Genomic DNA, 19,957 nt, shown 5'->3' with positions numbered 1-19,957 from the left:
CGACGAGCCGGCTCGCGCCTAGCTCTCGATCTCGGGCACGTCGCCCACGAGCACCTCGTCGCGGCCCGGCTGGCGGGTCGTCGTGAAGACGAACTCCCCGTCGACCCAGTCGACCAGCACGTGGTCGCCGGCCGTCAGGTCGCCCGTGAGGATGCGCTCGGACAGGCGGTCCTCCACCTCGTGCTGGATCGCACGACGCAGCGGACGAGCACCCAGGGCCGGGTCGAACCCGATCTTGATGAGCTGCTCCTTGGCGGGCACCGTCAGCATGGCCGTCATGTCGCGGTCCATCAGACGGTCGCTCAGGCGCTTGATGAACAGGTCGACGATCTGCAGCAGCTCGGGGTTCGACAGCTGCGGGAACACGATGGTGTCGTCCACGCGGTTGAGGAACTCGGGCTTGAAGTGCTTCTTCAGCTCTTCGTTGACCTTGGCGCGCATGCGGTCGTAGCCGGTCGCGGTGTCGCCCTCGATCTGGAAGCCGACGGGACCGCCGGCGATGCCCTTCGAGCCCAGGTTGGTCGTCATGATGATGACCGTGTTCTTGAAGTCGACCACGCGGCCCTGGCCGTCGGTGAGACGACCCTCTTCGAGCACCTGCAGCAGCGAGTTGAAGATGTCCGGGTGGGCCTTCTCGATCTCGTCGAAGAGGACCACGGAGAACGGCTTGCGACGCACCTTCTCGGTGAGCTGGCCGCCCTCCTCGAAGCCGACGAACCCGGGAGGGGCACCGAAGAGCCGCGAGACGGTGTGCTTCTCGCCGAACTCCGACATGTCGAGGCTGATCAGCGCGCCCTCGTCGTCGAAGAGGAACTCGGCGAGCGCCTTGGCCAGCTCGGTCTTGCCGACGCCCGTGGGGCCGGCGAAGATGAACGACCCGGAGGGGCGGTTCGGGTCCTTGAGGCCGGCACGCGTGCGGCGGATGGTCTTGGACAGGGCCGCGATGGCCTCCTCCTGACCGATGACGCGCTGGTGCAGGGCCTGCTCCATGAAGACGAGCCGCGAGGTCTCCTCCTCGGTGAGCTTGAAGACGGGGATGCCCGTCGCCTGGGCCAGCACCTCGGCGATGATGCCCTCGTCGACGGTGCCGCCGGCTCCGGCCTCGCCCGAGCGCCACTGCTTCTCGAGACGCAGGCGCTCACCGAGCAGCTTCTTCTCCTCGTCGCGCAGCGAGGCGGCCTTCTCGAAGTCCTGGTCCTCGATCGCGCCCTCCTTCTGGGCGCGGACGCCGGCGATGCGCTCGTCGAACTCGCGCAGCTCGGGCGGTGCGGACAGGATCGAGAGGCGCAGGCGGGCGCCGGCCTCGTCGATCAGGTCGATCGCCTTGTCGGGCAGGAACCGGTCGCTGACGTAGCGGTCGGCCAGGTTCGCCGCCGACACGATGGCGCCGTCGGTGATCGAGACCTTGTGGAACGCCTCGTACTTGTCGCGGAGGCCCTTGAGGATGTTGATGGTGTGGGGCAGCGACGGCTCGTTGACCTGCACCGACTGGAAGCGTCGCTCGAGGGCGGCGTCCTTCTCGAAGTGCTTGCGGTACTCGTCGAGCGTCGTGGCGCCGATCGTCTGCAGCTCGCCTCGGGCCAGCAGGGGCTTGAGGATCGACGCGGCGTCGATGGCGCCCTCGGCGGCGCCCGCACCCACGAGGGTGTGGATCTCGTCGATGAAGACGATGATGTCGCCGCGGGTGCGGATCTCCTTGGTGACCTTCTTCAGGCGCTCCTCGAAGTCACCGCGGTAGCGGCTGCCGGCGATGAGCGAGCCGAGGTCGAGCGAGTAGAGCTGCTTGTCCTTCAGGGTCTCGGGCACCTCGCCCTTGACGATCGCCTGCGCGAGGCCCTCGACGACGGCGGTCTTGCCGACGCCGGGCTCGCCGATCAGCACGGGGTTGTTCTTCGAGCGGCGGGAGAGGATCTGCATGACCCGCTCCATCTCCTTCTCGCGGCCGATCACCGGGTCGAGCTTGTTGTCGCGCGCGGCCTGCGTCAGGTTGCGGCCGAACTGGTCGAGGACCTGGCTGCCGCCCTGCGCGCTCTGTTGCTGCTCGCCTCCGACGGCCACCGCCTCCTTGCCCTGGTAACCCGAGAGGAGCTGGATGACCTGCTGGCGGACGCGGTTGAGGTCGGCGCCGAGCTTCACGAGGACCTGGGCGGCGACGCCCTCGCCCTCGCGGATCAGGCCGAGCAGGATGTGCTCGGTGCCGATGTAGTTGTGGCCGAGCTGCAGCGCCTCGCGGAGGCTCAGCTCGAGGACCTTCTTCGCACGGGGCGTGAAGGGGATGTGGCCCGTGGGCTGCTGCTGGCCCTGGCCGATGATGTCCTGGACCTGCTCGCGCACGGCGTCGAGCGAGATGCCCAGGGACTCGAGGGCCTTGGCGGCGACGCCCTCGCCCTCGTGGATCAGCCCGAGCAGGATGTGCTCGGTGCCGATGTAGTTGTGGTTCAGCATCTTCGCCTCTTCTTGGGCGAGGACGACGACGCGACGGGCACGGTCGGTGAATCTCTCGAACATCTCTTGACTCCCTCGGTGGCGGGGTGGTCGTCGCCACCAGTACGCGGTCGACACCTGCATTCGGTGCCGGTCTACGGAGAGCGTAACCAGCGCCTCCCCCGCAGGTCATCCCTGTTCGCTGGGGGCGTGACACCCTGTGGACCAGGGGGACAGCCGAGGAGGCGCGGGCCGGGTCGACGGGCTCGGGCGCGGGAGGCGCGGGCCGGGTCGACGGCGTCAGCCGGGCGACAGGGGCGCGGTCTAGCCTCGCCTCATGGGCAACCTCGTCGTCGGCCTCGTGCCGCACCCCACCAAGTCGGTCCGCGACTCCGTCGACATCCTCTGCGGGTGGAAGCAGCGCGGCGAGCTCGCCGGCGGCCACGTCCGCCTCGTCGCGCAGGCCGCCGACGAGTCGCGCATGCAGGGCGGCGTCGAGCTGATCGACGAGCAGGAGTTCCGCGACACGGTCGACGTCGTCGTGGCCCTCGGCGGCGACGGCACGATGCTCGGCGCCATGCGGCTGGTCGCCGACCGGCCCGTGCCCGTGCTCGGCGTGAACTACGGCAACGTGGGGTTCCTCGTCGAGGTCGAGCCGCACGAGCTGCCCGCCGCCCTCGAGCGGCTCGCCGCCGAGGACTTCTCGCTCGAGCCGCACCACGCCGTCGAGGTCGTGCACACCGCGTCGGGCACCGAGAACCGGTTCCTCGCGTTCAACGACGTGTCGATGGCCCGTCGCCCCGGCGAGGGCGTGGTCACGGCCGACCTCGTGCTCGACGGCACCCCCTACGGCTACTACAAGGCGGACGCCGTCGTCGTCGCGACGAGTGCCGGCTCGACCGCCTACAACTACGCCGCGGGCGGGCCGATCCTGTCGCCCGCCGTCGCGGCGACGCTGATCACGCCCGTCGCGCCGATGTCGGGCATCGACCGCTCGGTGGTGCTCGGCCCGCTCGAGCAGCTGCGGTTCCGGATCGGCAGCGGCACGCACTCGGCTGCCCTCGAGGTCGACGGCCGCGTCGTCGCCGACGTGAGCGACGGCTGCGTCGTGTCGATGTCGCTGCGGCCCGAGGCCGGACAGGTGATCCGCCTCGATGCCGGGCGGCACGCCACCAAGGGGCGCCTCAAGCTCAGCCTGCTCGACCTGCCCCTGCGCGAGGACCAGCTGCTCGAGCTCGTGCCCAGCGACGTCCGCGCCAAGTTCAAGGCGCGCACGGCGCACCGCCGGGGCGCCGCAGGGGCCGAGGCGACCGAGGTCCTGTCGCCGACCCCGTCCAGCTGACCCGCGCCTCCTGCCGGCTCGACCCGCGCCTCCTCCGGTTCCCGTCCCGGTTCCGGTGAACCGTCACGAAGTGTCGTCTGGCGGGTCTGCGGCAGCACTTCTCGACGGTTCACGGCGGCGGCGGCGGCCGCCGCCTAGCCGAAGACCTCCCCCAGCGCCTCGGCGAAGAGGTGGTCGTGCGAGCGCGCGAAGCCGCGACGGGCGAACCACTCACAGACGTTGCGGCAGTCGCGCTCGAGCAGCTCGGCGCCCTGCGGATTGCTCGCGACGTCGACGAGCTGCGGCACGTCGATGACGACGACGCGCCCCTCGTGCACCAACAGGTTGTAGGCGCTGAGGTCGCCGTGGGCGAAGCCGGCACGGGCCAGCTCCAGGACGATCTCGGCGACCTGCTCGAACAACGGCCACAGGTCGGCGCCGTCGGCCCGCGTCTGCGCCAGGCGGGGCGCGGCGGCCGTGACGTCGCCGACGAACTCCATCAGCACCTCCGTGCCGGAGATCTGCACCGGGTACGGCACCGGCAGGCCGAGGGCGTGCATCCGTCCGAGTGCGTCGAACTCCGCGGCGGCCCAGAGGCCCGCCTGCACCCGGCGACCGTGGGAGGAGCCGCGCGCCATGGCGCGACCGTCGCGCGTGTTGCGGGTGCGACGGCCTTCCCGGTACTGGGAGGAGCGGTGGAAGTCGCTCTGCTCCGGGCCGCGGTAGCGCTTGGCAGCGAGCAGCACGCTGCGGCTGCCGTCGAGGGGGCCGAGCTCGACGTCGTCGGGCACGGTGCGGTCGATCAGGAACAGGTCCGCCTCCTTGCCCGACTTGACGACGCCGAGCTCGGTGTCGACGGCGGCGGCGGAGGTGACGAGCCAGTCCGGCCACGGACGCGGGCCGCGCTCGGTCGGCGTGGCCGCCGGCCAGGTCGACCAGCGCTGGCCGTCGCCGGGCTCAGCGGTGCTGAAGGCGGGGACGACGAAGTCGTCGGGGAACGGGGACAGGTGGTGGGTCGGGTGCGGGATCTGTGACGGCGGCGTGGACCGTAGCGTCAGCGCGGACGGTGGCAGCGGCGCGGACCGGGGCGTCAGCGCGGTCGGGGACGGTGTGACGACGGAGTCGTCGGGGTGAGAGGACAAGCGGTTCTCCTGAGGAGGGGGCCGCTCATCGGCGCGCGCGAGGCGCAGCGTCTAGACGGCGACCCGGGTGTGAGGGGGGTTCGCGTGCGCGATGACGTCGGCCATGCTCATCACCCCTCCCGTGCAGCTCCTGCGGCGTGCGCTGGTGTGCGCCTGCTCGTCCGCGCCCACGGTACCGCCGCCGCGCCTCCCCCACCACCCCCCTCCTCACCTCAGGCCGAGTGGTCGTGAACGGTCCTTCCCGCGGCGGCGAAGGAGAGAACGAGACCACTCGACCGGTCGTCAGCCAGAGAGGGAACGCCGGACACGGCTGACGAGCTCGCGCGCAGGCGCCCCCCGCAGATCGGCGGCCGTGACCCGGATCGTCCGCCAGCCCGCGTCGGCGAAGCGCTCCCGTCGGCGGATGTCGCGGCGCCATCGTCCCGGGTCACGTCGGTGCTCGTCGCCCTCGTACTCGATCAAGACCTGCTCGTCCGGGTACCGGAGATCGGGCTTGCCGAGGTAGCGACCGGCCCCGTCGTAGGTCTTGGTGTTGATCTCGGGTTCGGGGAGTCCTCCTCGGACGAGGAGGAGGCGCAGCTCCGTCTCCTTCGGGGACTCGACGCCGACGCGCACGTGCGTGAGCGCTCGTCGAGCCGACCCGACTCCACGTGCCCGACCCGAGGCGGCGAGGTGCTCCTCGATGTCGGTCGGTGCTCGCTCCCGCGCCTCCGGCCACGGCGACCACGAGCCGCAGAGGACGTCGCCGACCGCCACGAGAGCGTCCAGAGGCAACTGCGGAGCTGCCTGCACGAATGCCGTCAACGGATCGACGACGGGAAGGCCACCCAGGGTCCGAGCGGTGTCGACGCCGAGTCCACGATGTCCGACGATGCCTTCTCTCCGAGGACCGCGCCCTGCCGAGACGGAGACGTGCAACAGGGGCGGTCCAGACGCGGGGCCGAGGACTGGGAACGAAGGGAGCGGCAGGCCCCAGATGGCGAGTGCCGTGACGTGGGAGAAGCACCATCCTGGTCGCATCGCAGGAAGGAAGAGCCGAGCCACGTCCTGGACGTGATCCGCCGAAACCGCTCGAAGGGGCGCCCGGACTCCGTGATGTGGGCGGAACAGGTCCCGGCCCCGGAGTCGCTCTCGACCTAGCCCCGCGTCGAGCGCTTCCGCCACGGAGAAGGGCCGGGCGGACAGGGGCGGAGGCAGATCGGTGCGGGGCATGCGACGAGGATCGGGGCGATGCGGGGCGGGTGGCGCGGGAACGTAGACGTCCTGTGGGGACGACGCGCGCCTCCTCGGGTGTGGAGGGTTCTCGGCCTGTTGTCGAGAGGTCCGTTCTCGTGCTTGTTGCGGCCGAGAGGCCCCAATTGGGACCACTCGAGAGGAGACGCTAGGCGAGCCGACATGCCGGCAAGCCTTGGGGTCAGTTCTCGGTGTTCACGAGGAGTCGAGGGCCGAATTGGGACCATTCGGGTGGGGACGACTGAGGGCCGCCTCCCCGGGTGGACGGGGAGGCGGCCCTCAGGCACTGCAGGTCGGACCGGTCTACTGCAGGTAGAGCTGCAGGTCCTGGCTCACGGCCTTCGCGAACATGCGGAGGCGGGCTCGGCTCTCGACACGCGAGACGGCCTGGCGCGAGCTGTGCACGCGCTTCGAGATCTCGTCGAGGGTCATCGGCTGGTCGTCGTCCAGGCCGAAGCGCATGCGGATCACGCGGGCCTCGTCCTCGGGGAGCGTCGCCACGAGAGCGTGCATGTCGCGGTTCAGCAGCGAGTTCTCGGTCGCAGCCGTGGGCGAGGGGGTCTCCTCGTCCTCGATGAAGTCGCCGAGCTCGCTGTCCTCGGCGTCGCCGACGACGGTGTGGATCGAGACGGGCTCGTGCGAGCGCGACTTGAGCTCGACCAGGTCGGCGACCTCCATGGCGACCTCCTCGGCCACCTCCTCGACGGTGGGCGCACGGCCCAGGTCGACGGTGAGGTCGCGCTCGGCGCGCGAGATGCGGTTGATGCGCTCGACCGTGTGCACGGGGATGCGGATGGCGCGCGCCTTGTCGGCGAGGCCGCGGGCGATCGCCTGGCGGATCCACCAGGTGGCGTAGGTCGAGAACTTGTAGCCCTGCGTGTAGTCGAACTTCTCGACCGCGCGGACGAGGCCGAGGTTGCCCTCCTGGATGACGTCCATGAAGGGGAGGCCGCGCTGCGTGTAGCGCTTCGCGATGCTGACGACCAGGCGGAGGTTCGCCGTGATCATGCGGTCCTTGGCACGCTCGCCGTCGTGCTGCAGCCAGCGGAGGTCGCGCATCGTCTCGGCGTGCGCCTTGGTGCGGTTCTTCTTGACGGCGTCGGCGGCCTGGAGCTCCTTGAGCTTCTCGCCGGCGAACAGGCCGACCTCGATGCGACGCGCGATCTCGGTCTCTTCTGCGGCGTCCAGCAGCGGCATGCGGCCGATGTGGCGGAGGTAGTCGCCGACCTGGTCGGTGGAGGCACCGCGGACCTGGGACAGGACCTCGACCTCGGGCTCGTCGGTGGTGTCTGTGGTGGTGTTGCGCGTGGTGACGGATGTGATCGTCATCGTTCTCTCCCTGCTCGAGGTCTGACTCGTGTCATGTCGAATAGTTCGTGAAGCTCTTCGGCGTTGATAGAAGTCTGGCGCGGAGCAGGGTCCCGGGAGAAGTCGCTGAGGCCCTTCGCAAGGCAGTTCTGTGCGCGCGTACAGGGTTTCGAGCGATTCGGGGGACGGGAGAGACCAGGCTTTGACGTGCGGGGCCCCCGGGTGTATTACGTGATTCAGCCCCGCGGGGTACAGTGCGCGACGTTCGCCTGAGCCGGGGGCACCAGACGGGGTACAGGGACGCCTCCGACGCTCTGGGAGTGAATGCGACCGGGGTACGACGAACGCCCGCCGACAGTGTCGACGGGCGTGCAGGTGAGCCGAAGGCGGAACGCCCGGGGCGAGACCAGGGAGGCTCAGGAGGCGCGGGTCGCGCCGGCCTCGCCGCGCTCGAGGGCCTCGGCCCGCTCGCGCTCCTCCGCCTCGATCTTCGCGTAGGCGGACCGCTCGGTCCTGTCGGCCCGCAGCAGCGAGCGCACCACGAACCAGAAGATCAGGCCCACGACGATCGTCGGCGTCACGGCGAAGATCGCGGCTCCCAAGAAGGTCTCTGGCATGCGTCGAGGATAAGCCAGACCCGCGGCCCGCGCCTGAGGATGCATCGAGGCCGAACCACCTGAGGCTCCAGGCGCACCGAGGAGGCGCCCCGCGCCTGCTGCGGGACCGCCCGCCCCTCAGGCCGACGCGTCGAACGCGGCGTCGACGAGCCCGCGCGCCGTCGCCGCGTCCACCCCGAGGCGGCGGAGCCGACCGACGAAGTCGGCCGCCGCGGACCGCGCCTCGGCCTCGGCCCCGCCCGCGGTCACGAACGTGCCGTGCCGACCGCGGGTCTCGAGCACGTCCGCCTGCTCCAGCTCGCGGTACGTGCGGGCGACGGTGCCGGGCGCGATGCCGAGGTCCTCCGCGAACCGCCGCACGGTCGGCAACCGGGCTCCGGCCGCCACCTCGCCCGAGCCGATCGCGGAGAGCAGCTGCTGCCGGAGCTGCTCGAAGGGAGGCACCGACGAGCGCTGGTCGATGACGATCACGGCCGGTTCCCCGCATTGCCGGCAGGGGCGGCGACGGAGGGGCGGCGCGGCTCCCACAGGCGCCGCCACCAGTGGAGGTGCGGCTTCGTCGCCAGGGCCCAGATCACGACGCCGAGCGCGAGCGCCAGCAGAGCGGCGACGCCGAGCCCGAGGACCCCCACGACGAGGTTGCCGACCGACCCGGGGCCCCCGCCCGCGGCCGCGTCGCCGAGGACGGTCAGGGTGCCGGTGAGCCCGACGAAGCCGAGGACGACGGGAGCCGTCACGAGGTCGCGCAGCGCCATCGACCGGAGCGCGTCGTCCCAGGCGAGGTCCAGCTCGGACACGGCCGGCTGCCCGCGGTCGACGAGGCGCCTCATGACCACCTCGGTCGCGACGAGCCCGACGACCGCGACGACGGCGGTCACCCCGGGGACGCCCGTGACCCACTCGGCGAGAGCGGTCGGAGGGAGCGCGCCGCCGAGGCCGGAGACGGCGGCCACGCCGCCGACGACGAAGGCCACGAGCGCCAGGCCCACGACGAGGCGCGCGCCGACGAGCTCGGGCGGGCCGACGTAGTCCGCCACACGAGGAGGCGCCGTCCGGGCGACGCGGACCGCATCGGCGGCCGGACGGGGCACCGAGCCGACGGCGGCCACGGCCGCGCCGACGCCCGTGCCCGCGAAGCCCGCGACGAGCACGGTCGCCGCGGCGAGGGGCGACTGCCGCAGCTCGGGCAGCAGCAGCCCGACCGTGAGCGCCGCCGCGACCACCACGCCGCCGCCGAGCCCGACTCCCCAGGCACGTCGGCGGAGGCGGGCACGGACGAGCGGCTCGACCTCAGGGGTCACCGGCAGGTTCATGCGGGCGGCCAGCTTCGCGAGCTGTGCCCCGTGCCGACGGGGAGACGCCGTGTCGACGGCGATGACGACCAGCGACGCGACGAGCAGCAGGTAGATCCAGAACATGGGCCCTCCCGGGTTTTTGTATCAGGTTCGTACCAATGTACTGACACAGATTCGGGTGGTCAAGAAGCGCCGCGTCGCGCCCTGCCGCTACTTGACGAGCGGGAAGAGGATCGTCTCGCGGATGCCGAGCCCGGTGATCGCCATGAGGAGGCGGTCGATGCCCATGCCCATGCCACCGCTCGGCGGCATGCCGTGCTCGAGGGCGCGGAGGAAGTCCTCGTCGAGGCGCATGGCCTCGGCGTCGCCGCGGGCCGAGAGCGCGGCCTGCTCGACGAAGCGCTCGCGCTGCACGACCGGGTCGACGAGCTCGGAGTACGCCGTGGCGAGCTCGAAGCCGCGCACGTAGAGGTCCCACTTCTCGACGACGCCGGGCTTCGAGCGGTGCTGGCGGACGAGGGGGCTCGTGTCGACCGGGAAGTCGACGACGAAGGTGGGACGGTCGAGCGAGGGCTTGACGAAGTGCTCCCACAGTTCCTCGACGAGCTTGCCGTGCGTCTCGTGCGGCACGACCAGGTCGACGGTCGCGGCGAGGCGCTGCAGCTCGGACACGGTCGTCAGCGGCGTGACCTCGACTCCGGCCGCCTCGCTGAGCGACTCGTACATGGGCACGCGGGCCCACTCGCCGCCGAGGTCGTACTCGGTGCCGTCGGCGAGCGTGACGAGGTGGGTCCCCGCGACCGCGAGCGCCGCCTCCTGCACGAGCTGCTGCGTGAGCCGGGCCATCTGCTCGTAGTCGCCGTAGGCCTGGTACGCCTCGACCATCGCGAACTCGGGCGAGTGCGTCGAGTCGGCGCCCTCGTTGCGGAAGTTGCGGTTGATCTCGAAGACGCGGTCGATGCCGCCGACGACGGCGCGCTTGAGGAACAGCTCGGGCGCGATGCGGAGGAACAGCTCGGTGTCGAACGCGTTGCTGTGCGTCTGGAACGGACGCGCCGCCGCGCCGCCGTGCATGGTCTGGAGCATCGGGGTCTCGACCTCGAGGTACTCGTGCTGGTCGAAGGTGCGGCGCAGCGACGAGACCGCGGCGGCGCGGGCGCGCACCGTGGCGCGGGCCTGGTCGCGGACGATCAGGTCGAGGTAGCGCTGACGCACCCGCGTCTCCTCGCTGAGCTCGCCGTGCAGGTTCGGCAGGGGCAGGATCGCCTTCGAGGCGATCGCCCACTCGCTCACCATGATCGACAGCTCGCCGCGGCGCGACGAGATGACCTGCCCCTTGACGAAGACGTGGTCGCCGAGGTCGACGAGGTCCTTCCACTCGGCGAGCGACTCGTCGCCCACCTCGGCGAGCGACACCATCGCCTGGATGCGCGAGCCGTCGCCGGCCTGCAGCGCCGCGAAGCAGAGCTTGCCGGTGTTGCGCGCGTGCACGACGCGTCCGGCCAGGCCGACCACCTCGCCGGTCTCGGCACCCGCCTCGAGCTCGGCGTGACGCGCCCGCACGGCGGGGATCGTGTCGGTCAGCGGGACGCCGACCGGGTACGCGTCGCGCCCGGTCTCGAGCAGCCGGGCACGCTTCTCGAGCCGCACCTGCTTCTGCTCGGAGGCCTCGCGAGCCGCCTCGGCCGCGGCGGCGACCACGGCGGCCGCGTCGTCGGAGGGGGTGGTGGTCTCGGGGGCGTCGGTCATGTGCGGGGGCTCCAGCGGGGTGGTGGGGGACGGAGAGAACGGGGAGTCGAGGAGGCGCGGCGTGGGCTGCGACGGCGACGAGCGGACGAGCGGGCGCGCAGCCGTCAGGCGCCGAGGCCCCCGCCGAACGGGGACGGCGGGTCGTCGAACGCCGCCATGTCGATGGTACCGGGGCCGCTCGAGCCGCCGGCGACGCCCAGGGCGCGGTCCATGGCGGAGCGGACCAGGGGCGCGATGAGCCGACCGGGCTCGGGGACGCCGAGCTCGGCGAGCATCGAGACCGACTGCGTGACGATCGCGGCGGAGAACTCGGTGGCGGTCGCCACGGCCTCGGCGTAGCGCGGCCGGTCGGCCTCGCTGACGAGCACGGGCTCGGCGCCCATCTCGACGACGAGCGCCTGCCCGATCGGCTGGACCGGCCCGGGCGCCGTCACGGCGCACCACGCCTCACGGAGCCGGACGAGGTCGATCGTGGTCCCCGTGAACGTGAGCGCGGGGTGGATCGCCAGCGGGATCGCCCCCGCCGCGAGAGCCGGCCGCAGCACCTCGAGGCCGTGCGCCGCCGACGTGTGGACGACGAGCTGACCCGGCTGCCAGACCCCGGTCGCGGCGAGGCCCTGCACGAGGTCGGCGAGCTGGTCGTCCGGCACCGCGATGAGCACGAGCTCGCTGCGCTCGACGATCTCGGGGACCGTCAGCACGGGGACGCCCGGCAGGATCGCCTCCGCCCGGTCGAGGCTGCGCTCGGACACGGCCGAGATGCCGACGATCGCGTGGCCCGCGGCGGCCAGGGCGGCGCCGAGCACCGGCCCCACGTGGCCGGCGCCGATCACGCCGACGCCGAGGCGTCCGCTCTGCTGCGGGCTCACGGGCGCGGCTCCTCAGGGGCGACGGGAGCCGAGGAGGCGCCCCAGCGGTGGGTGCGGTCGGCCCGGGCCGAGGTCACCGCGTCGCGCGCGGCACCCTCGAAGAAGGCCATCGCGTCGTCCTGGTCGAGCGCGCCGATCGTCGCGATGATCGGCCCCTGGACGGTGTGCAGGTGCACGGCGGCGAGCCGGAGGCGCCGCAGCAGCGGGCCCTGCGACAGGCCGACGCTCTGCATCCGGGGCAGCGGCACGACGACGAGCTCGCGCCAGATCGCTCCCTTGCGCAGCAGCAGGGCGCCCGGAGCCGTCCGGAACCCGTTGCGGCGCCACGAGAACCAGCGCAGCACGGCAGCACGACGGGGCGACGTGGTGAAGCCGCCCTCGCTGCCGCGCGAGGTCAGGCCGTCCTCGACGAGCGAGAGGGTGTGCGAGGCGCGCTCGTGCACGACGGCACGCTCGGGCTCTTCGAGCGCGGGCTCGGGTTCGGTGCGCCCAGGGCCGGCGCCCGGGATCTCGGCGTGCGTGGGCTCCGCGAGCGCGGGCTCGGCGCCCGCCGTCCCGGTGCCGGCGGCGGTCTCGGCCGACAGGGCCGACGCCTCCTCGGCCCGCTCCTCCGCCTGCACCTCGGCGGCGGGCACGCCGACGAGCTCGGGCAGCACGAGCTCGAGCACCCGCCGCACGTCCGTCTCGTCGCCGACCGGCAGGAGCGTCGAGTTGCCCTGGTGCCCCGAGCCGTCGGTGGACGAGCGCGAGGCCCGGTTGATGCTGATCTGCCACCAGCCGAACGGCCGCCACAGCAGGGGCTGGCTCACCCTCACCGAGTGGATGCGCCCGGGCGGGAGCGTCTCGTTCGTCGTCGAGAACAGCCCGTAGCCGATGCGGATGCCGTCGCGGGACGACGAGATGCTGTAGCGCAGCGACTTGGTGACCCGGTTGACGTAGTACCCGCTCGAGCCGAGCACGGCGGGCAGCAGGGCGAAGAGCAGGAAGAACTCGCCCGTCAGCCGCACGCTGACGACCACGGCGATCGCCGCCGCGACGAGGAACAGCGTGTACCCGCTCAGCAGGACGGAGCCGACCAGGCGGCCGACGTCCACCTTGACGACCGACTCGGGGGGCGCCTCCTGCGGGTCGAGGCCGTCGGAGAGGAAGTCCTGGGCGCGCTGCTCGACGAGCCCGACGAAGCGCTGACGGGTGTCGGCAGGCGCGGCGTGGCCGGGCATCGCGTCGCCGGGCATCGCCTGGCCGGGCGCAGGCTGGGCGGACGCAGGCTGGGCGGACGCGGCCGCACGGGCAGGAGGCGCGGCCTGCACGCCGTCGACGGCCGACCGCTGCACGCCTGAGGCACGCCGCAGGATCTCGCGCCGCAGGTCGTCCGCCGCCGCCGAGCGGAGGTACGCGAGCGAGACGTTCGCGTCGTCGCCCGCCTGGCTCACCTCGAGCTTGGCGGCGCCGAAGACGCGCGCCAGCACCGGTCGCTGGATGTTGATCCCCTGGACCCGGTCGAGCCGCGCCCGCCGGTTCGTGCGGAAGACGACGCCGCTGCGGACCTCGACGATCTCCTCCGTGACGCGGAACGTGTTCATCCGCCACGACAGCCAGAAGACGAGCACGAGCACGGCGGCCACGACGAGCACCCCGAGCAGCACGAACCCGAGGTACCCGTGCTCGACGACGTAGCCGAACGGGTCGCCCTCACCGTCGCCGTCCGGGCGCCGCCCGCCCGGCACGAAGAAGCCGACGACCCACTCGCGGGCGTTGTTGACGATGATGCCCAGCACGACGATCAGGGCGATGCCACCCTTGAGCAGCGGCGTCGCGGGGTGCAGGCGGTGCCACTCGCCGTCGGTGAGCTCGGCCACCGCAGCGGGCGCGGCGGACGCGGCAGGCGTCGCGGGCGTCGCAGGCGAGTCAGGCGCGGCGGGCCCGTCCGCAGGAGGCGGTGCCCCCTCCCCCGGCAGCGGCCCGCTCACAGCCCCGCCCGGCGGGACTCGGCGAGCTCGACGAGGCGGTCGCGCAGCGAGTCGGCCTCCGCCTCCGGGAGCCCCGGGATCGTCACGCCCGACGACGCCGCCGCCGTGACGAACTTCAGGTCGCTGAGGCCGAGGGCCCGCACGACGGGGCCGCGGTTGATGTCGATGAGCTGCATCCGGCCGTAGGGCACGGCGACGAAGCGCAGGTACAGGATGCCGCGGCGGACGAGCAGGTCGTCCTCCCGCAGCTGGTACCGGATCGAGCGCACGCGTCGGGGCACGAACGCCATGACGACGACCATCACGACCACGACGGCGGCGGTGATCGCGTAGCACCACCAGGCGCCGATGAACCAGAGCGGCGTCGTGGCCGCGGCGGCGATCAGCCCGGTGACCAGCCAGCCCACGAGCTCGGGCCAGACGTACTTGGGCGAGATGCCGGTCCAGGCGGGCTCTGCCACGTCGAGTCGGTCCATGGCGCGTACCTCCGGGTCGGCTGCGGGTCGCCCTGCAGCAGTGCTGTCGGCGGGGCTGCCGGCCTGCGGTCAGGCCGCCTGGGCTCCTGGTCCGCCCTCGTCGTCCCCGGGCGGCACCGTGCACATGTGCTCGGCGACGATCCCGGCCGCGAGGAGGCCGAGGCCCCCCACGACGGCGACGATCGTGGGCACCACGGAGCCTATCGCCACGTCCACGCCGCGCGTCGTCATGAAGGCGAGCACCCCTCCGCTCGCTCCCGCGAAGAGCGCGCCGGCCAGGCTGCTGGCCTTCGCGAGCAGCAGCACGCGGGTCGCGTAGTAGGGGTCGATCCGCTCCTTCTGGGTGCCCTTCGCGACTCGGCGCACGGGCAGGGCCATCGTCACGACGATCCCGCCGATCACGAGCAGCACGAGGCCGAGCACGATCGACGGCACGATCGAGGGCTGGCCGGACGACACGAGCGCAGCGTCGACGACGAAGCCGCCGACGAGGGCCACGAGGGCGAGGCCGACGAGCGTCGCCGGGCGGGTGTGCCTCACGAGGCACCTCCCGCCGAGTCGGGGGCGCGGGTGGGGACGTCGTCCGGGCCGGACGCGTCGTCGGAGGCCTCGTCGGACGGGCCGTCGGAGGCGTCGTCGGCCCCAGGGGCCGGGGCCGAGGAGGCGCGCGCCGGCACGAGCAGGCCGGTCGCCCCGGGCACGGGCCGGGTGCGGTCGGGCAGCGCGGCGAGCAGGTCGGCGACGCGTCCCCGGGTGCCGAGCCGCGCCTCCTCGTCGACCTGGAGCCACGGCTCGAGCACGAACGCGCGCTCGGCCGCACGGGGGTGCGGCAGCGTGAGCCTCTCGGTCTCGAGCTCGAGGTCGCCGAGCACGACGACGTCGAGGTCGAGGGTCCGGTCGCCCCAGCGCTCGTCGCGTACCCTGCCGTGGTCGTGCTCGATCGCCTGCAGCGCGTCGAGCAGCGCCAGGGGCTCGAGCGTCGTCTCGACGAGCGCGACGGCGTTGAGGTACGTCGGCTTGCTCTCGTCCGGACCGTCCAGCGTCACGGCGACCGACGACACCGGCGAGGAGGCGGCGGTCACGGTCACGCCCGGGGTCGCCGCCAGCGCGGCGACGGCGTCGCGCAGCAGCTCGTCGCGGTCGCCCAGGTTCGAGCCCAGCGCGACCACGCCGCGGCGCGCGACGGACGCGGCACCGGCGACGCCGCTCGATCCGCTCGCGCCGCTCGCGCCGCTCACGCGCGCTCCCGCACGACGGTGATCGACACGTCGCCGAAGGGCACGGTGATCGGGGCGCTCGGCTTGTGCACGGTCAGCTCGACCCGCGCGGCGGCGGGGTGGCTCAGCACGAGGGCGGCGAGGCGCTCGGCCAGGGTCTCGATCAGGTCGACGGGGTCGCGCTCGACCGCGGCGACCAGCTGCTCGGCGAGGACGCCGTAGTGCACCGTCTGCGCGAGGTCGTCGTCGTCGGCGGCCGGGATCGTGTCGAGGTGCACGACGGCGTCGATCACGAACTCCTGCCCGTCGCGGCGCTCGTGGTCGAAGACGCCGTGGTGGCCCGTGGCGCGGACGCCGAGCAGCCGCAGCACGTCGAGCCCGACGGGTGCCGTGCGGACCGAGGCCGCCTCGTCGGGCCCGCGCCCGTCGCCCACCGCGGTCACGCGTGCCTCGCCGAGCGGGCCGGGCCCGACCCGCGCTGCCACGCCTGCCAGACGTCGAGGGCCGCGCGCGTCGACGCGGCGTCGTGCACCCGCACCGCCCAGACCCCTGCCTGGGCGGCGAGCACGCTGATGACCGCCGTGGCAGCGTCGCGGTCACGGGGCTCGGCGCCGTCCGGCAGGAGGTCGCCGAGGAAGCGCTTGCGCGACGCACCGACCACCATCGGGTGGCCGAGCCGGCCGAGCTCGTGGAGGCTGGCGAGCACCTCCCAGTTCTGGTCGGCGTCCTTCGAGAAGCCGAGGCCGGGGTCGAGCACGATCTGGTCGCGCTCGACGCCGGCGTCGACGAGGTCGTCGACGCGGCGCCGCAGCTCGTCGCGCACCTGGCCTGCCACGTCGTCGCCCCGCATGCCCGCGGTCGCGTCGGCGAGGTGTCCTCGCCAGTGCATCGCGACGAACGGCCGGCCGGTGTCGGCGGCGACCTGCGCCATGTAGCGGTCCGCGAGGCCGCCGGAGACGTCGTTGATGACGTCGGCGCCCGCGTCGACGGCGGCGAACGCGGTGGCCGCGTTCATGGTGTCGATGCTCAGCCGGACGCCCTCGGAGGCGAGCTCCCGGATGACCGGCAGCACCCGACGCTGCTCCTCGACCGGGTCGACGCGGCGGGCGCCCGGCCGGGTGGACTCGCCCCCGACGTCGACGATGTCGGCCCCGGCGGAGACGAGCTCGCGAGCGTGGCGCAAGGCGTCGTCGAGGCCGACGTAGCGCCCGCCGTCGCTGAACGAGTCGGGCGTGACGTTGAGGATCCCCATCACGAGCGTCCGCGAGACCGTCACGGAGCCGTGGTCGTCCCGCGTCGCACCGGTCGGGCGCACGGAGGCGGCGGGCCGCTGGACCGGGATCGCCCGCGTCGCGACGTCGCGCGGGTCGACCTCGTCGGCGCGGCCGCGTGCCCGGCGGCGTGCCCGGGGGCCGGAGGCGGCAGGAGCCGGCCCCGAGTGCGCACCGGCGTCGGCCGCGCGGGCGGAGTCGGCGGCAGCCACGGCGGCCACGTCGTCGGCCTCGAGCCGGAGCAGCTCGGCCCGGTCCTCAGGAGGCGCGGCGTGCGAGGCGACGCGGGTGCGCTCGCGAGGTGGGCGGCCGGGCTCGTCGAGCTCACGTGCAGGCGCGTCGACGAGGCCGGGCGCCGCGTGCGACCCGGACCGCGTGCGCGTCGCGTCGCCGCCGGGGAGCGGGCCGTCGTAGCGACCTCCGACCACGAGGCGTCGCCCGGCGACGTGGCCGGCGGCGGCCGTCGGGGCAGGTGCTCCGGACCCGGCGGGAGCAGTGGAGGCCCGCGGCGCGACGGCCGGCGGCACGCCCGGACGGGCACCCGCGGGCGGGGTCGGCACGGGCGGGTGCTGCCGGGCGGGCGCCTGCGCAGCCGCCTGCGCAGCCGACGACTGCGTCGCCGGGGTGTGCGTCACGGGCGGCAGCTGGGCGGGCGGCCGGACGGCGGCGCGCTCGTCCAGCGACAGGGCGAGACGACGCTCGGCACCGGCGGCCGGGGCGCTGGCCGGCGGAGGCGCGTCGACGACGACCGGGTCCGGGTACCGCTCGCGACCACGCGGCCGCTTCCAGGCACGCGGCTCGGACGCTTCGGACGACGAGCGGTGGTCACCGTCGGACGGCGAGTCGGTCACGGGGAGGTTCCTCCGATCAGGGCCACGGGTCGAGAGGCAAGGCTACCGACCCGGGCGGACGCGGTGCGCCGCCCGGATCGGCCTGCGCGCCTAGGCCGTGGCGATGCCGGGGGTGGTGCGCGGCGGGCGCTTCCGCGAGGGCGCCTCCTCGGGCTCGGAGCCCACTCCGCCGTCGACGGCCTCGGCGTCGACCGGTGCCTTGGTCGGCATCGGGATCGCGGGGCGGTCCGACACGGGACGCTTGTCGCTCGAGAGCCACTGCGGGCGCTCGGGCAGCTTCTTGACGTCCTTGAAGATCACCGCGAGCTCGTCGTGGTCGAGCGTCTCCTTCTCGAGGAGCTCGGCCGCGAGGTGGTCGAGGATGTCGCGGTTGTCGTTGATGACCGCCCAGGCCTCGTCGTGCGCCTGCTCGAGCAGCACGCGCACCTCGGCGTCGACCGTCTCGGCGATGGTCTCGGAGTAGTCGCGCTGGCCCATGTCACGGCCCATGAACTGCTCGCCGGACCCCTGGCCCAGCTTGACCGACCCGACCTTGTTGCTCATGCCGAACTCGGTCACCATCTTGCGGGCGGTGCCGGTGGCCTTCTCGATGTCGTTCGAGGCGCCGGTGGTGGGGTCGTGGAACACGAGCTCCTCCGCGACGCGGCCGCCCATGGCGTAGGCCAGCTGGTCGAGCAGCTCGTTGCGGGTGACGGAGTACTTGTCCTCGAGGGGCAGCACCATCGTGTAGCCGAGGGCCCGGCCACGCGGCAGGATCGTGATCTTGGTCACCGGGTCGGTGTGCCGCATCGCCGCCGCCGCGAGCGCGTGGCCGCCCTCGTGGTACGCCGTGATGAGCTTCTCGTGGTCGTTCATGATGCGGCTGCGGCGCTGGGGGCCGGCCATGACGCGGTCGACCGCCTCGTCGAGGGCGCGGTTGTCGATCAGCTGCGCGTTCGAGCGGGCCGTCAGCAGGGCCGCCTCGTTGAGCACGTTGGCGAGGTCGGCGCCGGTGAAGCCCGGCGTCTTGCGCGCCAGCACCTCGAGGTTGACGGAGGCGGCGAGGGGCTTGCCCTTGCCGTGCACCTCGAGGATCTGGCGGCGACCGTCGAGGCCGGGGGCGTCGACACCGATCTGGCGGTCGAAACGGCCCGGACGGAGCAGAGCGGGGTCGAGCACGTCGGGGCGGTTGGTCGCGGCGATCAGGATGACGTTGGTCTTGACGTCGAAGCCGTCCATCTCGACGAGCAGCTGGTTGAGGGTCTGCTCGCGCTCGTCGTTGCCGCCGCCGACGCCGGCGCCGCGGTGGCGGCCGACGGCGTCGATCTCGTCGACGAAGATGATGGCCGGCGAGTTCTGCTTGGCCTGCTCGAAGAGGTCACGCACGCGGCTGGCGCCGACGCCGACGAACATCTCGACGAAGTCGGATCCCGAGATGGAGAAGAAGGGCACGCCCGCCTCGCCGGCGACGGCGCGGGCGAGCAGGGTCTTGCCGGTGCCGGGAGGGCCGTAGAGCAGCACGCCCTTGGGGATGCGGGCGCCCACGGCCTGGAACTTCGCGGGCTCCTTCAGGAACTCCTTGATCTCCTCGAGCTCCTCGATGGCCTCGTCCGCGCCGGCGACGTCGGTGAACATCACCTGCGGCGTCTCCTTCGACGCGAGCTTCGCCTTGGACTTGCCGAACTGCATGACCTTGCTGCCGCCTCCCTGCATGGACGACAGGAGGAACCAGAAGATGACGCCGATGATGAGGAACGGCAGGAGGACGCTGAGCAGCGACACGAACCAGCTGGTCTGCGTGACGGTGTCGTCGAAGTCCTTCAGGTCCGCGTCGTTGATCGCGGTGACGACCTCGTCGCCGCGGGGCGTCGAGTAGTAGAACTGCTGCTGCGCGTCGCCGTCCTTGAGGACCAGGTCGACCCGCTGCTCGTTGCTGAAGATCGTGGCCGACGAGACCTTGTCGTCGTTCAGGGCCTTGAGCCCCTCCTGCGTCGACACCTGGGTCGTGCCGGAGGCGCTGATGACGCTCCAGCCGATGCCGATGCCGATCACCGCGATCACGATGTAGATGATCGGTCCGCGGAACAGTTTCTTGAAGTCCATGTCAGTACGGGCGACGCCCGACACCTTTCTGCAGGAAGAACGTGAGCGAAAGGCTACAACGGGCCGCCTAGGGGCCTGATGGGTGTTCGCTCATAGCGGGCTGCCCGCTCCCGTACTGGGGTGGTGGACGGG

General features: G+C 72.7%; 17 protein-coding genes. 1 reads left to right on the top strand and 16 read right to left on the bottom strand.

Annotated features, from left to right (window positions below):
* Positions 1 to 18: 18 nt before the first annotated feature.
* The gene (locus tag EDF18_RS08665) at positions 19 to 2,508 is read right to left on the bottom strand and encodes an ATP-dependent Clp protease ATP-binding subunit (RefSeq protein ID WP_123547475.1); all 2,490 of its coding nucleotides are present in this window, start codon (positions 2,506 to 2,508) and stop codon (positions 19 to 21) included.
* A 253-nt stretch (positions 2,509 to 2,761) separates the two neighbouring features.
* Between EDF18_RS08665 and EDF18_RS08660 the strand changes: the two genes are divergently transcribed.
* Entirely contained in the window at positions 2,762 to 3,766 is a 1,005-nt protein-coding gene (locus EDF18_RS08660) for an NAD(+)/NADH kinase (RefSeq protein WP_123547474.1), read from the top strand.
* Positions 3,767 to 3,900: 134 nt separating this feature from the next.
* Here the strand turns inward: EDF18_RS08660 and EDF18_RS08655 are convergent, their stop codons facing one another.
* The 15 genes from EDF18_RS08655 to ftsH all read right to left on the bottom strand — a co-directional run bounded on the left by EDF18_RS08655 (position 3,901) and on the right by ftsH (position 19,825).
* Complete coding sequence (locus EDF18_RS08655) at positions 3,901 to 4,887, bottom strand: serine protein kinase RIO (protein ID WP_233569077.1); 987 nt, start codon at positions 4,885 to 4,887, stop codon at positions 3,901 to 3,903.
* 282 nt (positions 4,888 to 5,169) lie between these two features.
* Entirely contained in the window at positions 5,170 to 5,661 is a 492-nt protein-coding gene (locus tag EDF18_RS08650; RefSeq protein WP_148050069.1) for a hypothetical protein, read from the bottom strand.
* Positions 5,662 to 6,423: 762 nt separating this feature from the next.
* The gene (locus tag EDF18_RS08645) at positions 6,424 to 7,449 is read right to left on the bottom strand and encodes a sigma-70 family RNA polymerase sigma factor (RefSeq protein WP_123547472.1); all 1,026 of its coding nucleotides are present in this window, start codon (positions 7,447 to 7,449) and stop codon (positions 6,424 to 6,426) included.
* Positions 7,450 to 7,844: 395 nt separating this feature from the next.
* A complete protein-coding gene (locus EDF18_RS08640; RefSeq protein WP_123547471.1) occupies positions 7,845 to 8,045 on the bottom strand; it encodes a hypothetical protein in 201 nt (66 codons plus the stop codon).
* Between the two features lie 117 nt (positions 8,046 to 8,162).
* A complete protein-coding gene (locus EDF18_RS08635; RefSeq protein WP_123547470.1) occupies positions 8,163 to 8,516 on the bottom strand; it encodes a GntR family transcriptional regulator in 354 nt (117 codons plus the stop codon).
* The gene (locus EDF18_RS08630) at positions 8,513 to 9,463 is read right to left on the bottom strand and encodes a hypothetical protein (RefSeq protein ID WP_123547469.1); all 951 of its coding nucleotides are present in this window, start codon (positions 9,461 to 9,463) and stop codon (positions 8,513 to 8,515) included. The genes EDF18_RS08635 and EDF18_RS08630 overlap by 4 nt, the downstream gene beginning before the upstream one ends.
* Before the next feature lie 87 nt (positions 9,464 to 9,550).
* Positions 9,551 to 11,089, bottom strand: coding sequence for a lysine--tRNA ligase (gene lysS, locus EDF18_RS08625; RefSeq protein WP_123547468.1), 1,539 nt, complete (start codon positions 11,087 to 11,089; stop codon positions 9,551 to 9,553).
* Positions 11,090 to 11,193: 104 nt separating this feature from the next.
* Entirely contained in the window at positions 11,194 to 11,958 is a 765-nt protein-coding gene (locus tag EDF18_RS08620; RefSeq protein ID WP_123547467.1) for a Rossmann-like and DUF2520 domain-containing protein, read from the bottom strand.
* On the bottom strand, positions 11,955 to 13,817 hold the full coding sequence (locus EDF18_RS08615; RefSeq protein WP_123547466.1) for a PH domain-containing protein: 1,863 nt from the start codon (positions 13,815 to 13,817) through the stop codon (positions 11,955 to 11,957). The genes EDF18_RS08620 and EDF18_RS08615 overlap by 4 nt, the downstream gene beginning before the upstream one ends.
* Positions 13,818 to 13,924: 107 nt before the next feature.
* Positions 13,925 to 14,404 (bottom strand): PH domain-containing protein, encoded by a 480-nt coding sequence (locus tag EDF18_RS08610; RefSeq protein ID WP_123547465.1) that lies wholly within the window; start codon positions 14,402 to 14,404, stop codon positions 13,925 to 13,927.
* A 69-nt stretch (positions 14,405 to 14,473) separates the two neighbouring features.
* The gene (locus EDF18_RS08605) at positions 14,474 to 14,944 is read right to left on the bottom strand and encodes a DUF3180 domain-containing protein (protein ID WP_123547464.1); all 471 of its coding nucleotides are present in this window, start codon (positions 14,942 to 14,944) and stop codon (positions 14,474 to 14,476) included.
* A complete protein-coding gene (gene folK, locus EDF18_RS08600) occupies positions 14,941 to 15,642 on the bottom strand; it encodes a 2-amino-4-hydroxy-6-hydroxymethyldihydropteridine diphosphokinase (RefSeq protein WP_123547463.1) in 702 nt (233 codons plus the stop codon). The genes EDF18_RS08605 and folK overlap by 4 nt, the downstream gene beginning before the upstream one ends.
* On the bottom strand, positions 15,639 to 16,064 hold the full coding sequence (gene folB, locus EDF18_RS08595) for a dihydroneopterin aldolase (RefSeq protein ID WP_233569076.1): 426 nt from the start codon (positions 16,062 to 16,064) through the stop codon (positions 15,639 to 15,641). Before folB ends, folK begins: the two co-directional genes overlap by 4 nt.
* Complete coding sequence (folP, locus tag EDF18_RS16785) at positions 16,061 to 17,743, bottom strand: dihydropteroate synthase (RefSeq protein ID WP_369878227.1); 1,683 nt, start codon at positions 17,741 to 17,743, stop codon at positions 16,061 to 16,063. The genes folB and folP overlap by 4 nt, the downstream gene beginning before the upstream one ends.
* 90 nt (positions 17,744 to 17,833) lie before the next feature.
* Positions 17,834 to 19,825: an ATP-dependent zinc metalloprotease FtsH gene (gene ftsH, locus EDF18_RS08585; RefSeq protein ID WP_123547462.1), complete on the bottom strand. Its 1,992-nt coding sequence runs from the start codon at positions 19,823 to 19,825 to the stop codon at positions 17,834 to 17,836.
* Positions 19,826 to 19,957 lie beyond the last annotated feature (132 nt).

This window comes from Frigoribacterium sp. PhB107, assembly GCF_003751515.1.
GTDB lineage: Bacteria > Actinomycetota > Actinomycetes > Actinomycetales > Microbacteriaceae > Frigoribacterium.
Note: the sequence above shows the minus strand (reverse complement) of the source record. Positions and strands in the feature narration are given on the sequence as shown.

Excerpts from the sequence above, each read along its gene's own strand:
- EDF18_RS08665 (WP_123547475.1), bottom strand. The coding sequence starts at position 2,508 with ATGTTCGAGAGATTCACCGACCGTGCCCGTCGCGTCGTCGTCCTCGCC.
- EDF18_RS08660 (WP_123547474.1), top strand. The coding sequence starts at position 2,762 with ATGGGCAACCTCGTCGTCGGCCTCGTGCCGCACCCCACCAAGTCGGTC.
- EDF18_RS08645 (WP_123547472.1), bottom strand. The coding sequence starts at position 7,449 with ATGACGATCACATCCGTCACCACGCGCAACACCACCACAGACACCACC.
- EDF18_RS08640 (WP_123547471.1), bottom strand. The coding sequence starts at position 8,045 with ATGCCAGAGACCTTCTTGGGAGCCGCGATCTTCGCCGTGACGCCGACG.
- EDF18_RS08630 (WP_123547469.1), bottom strand. The coding sequence starts at position 9,463 with ATGTTCTGGATCTACCTGCTGCTCGTCGCGTCGCTGGTCGTCATCGCC.
- lysS (WP_123547468.1), bottom strand. The coding sequence starts at position 11,089 with ATGACCGACGCCCCCGAGACCACCACCCCCTCCGACGACGCGGCCGCC.
- EDF18_RS08610 (WP_123547465.1), bottom strand. The coding sequence starts at position 14,404 with ATGGACCGACTCGACGTGGCAGAGCCCGCCTGGACCGGCATCTCGCCC.
- ftsH (WP_123547462.1), bottom strand. The coding sequence starts at position 19,825 with ATGGACTTCAAGAAACTGTTCCGCGGACCGATCATCTACATCGTGATC.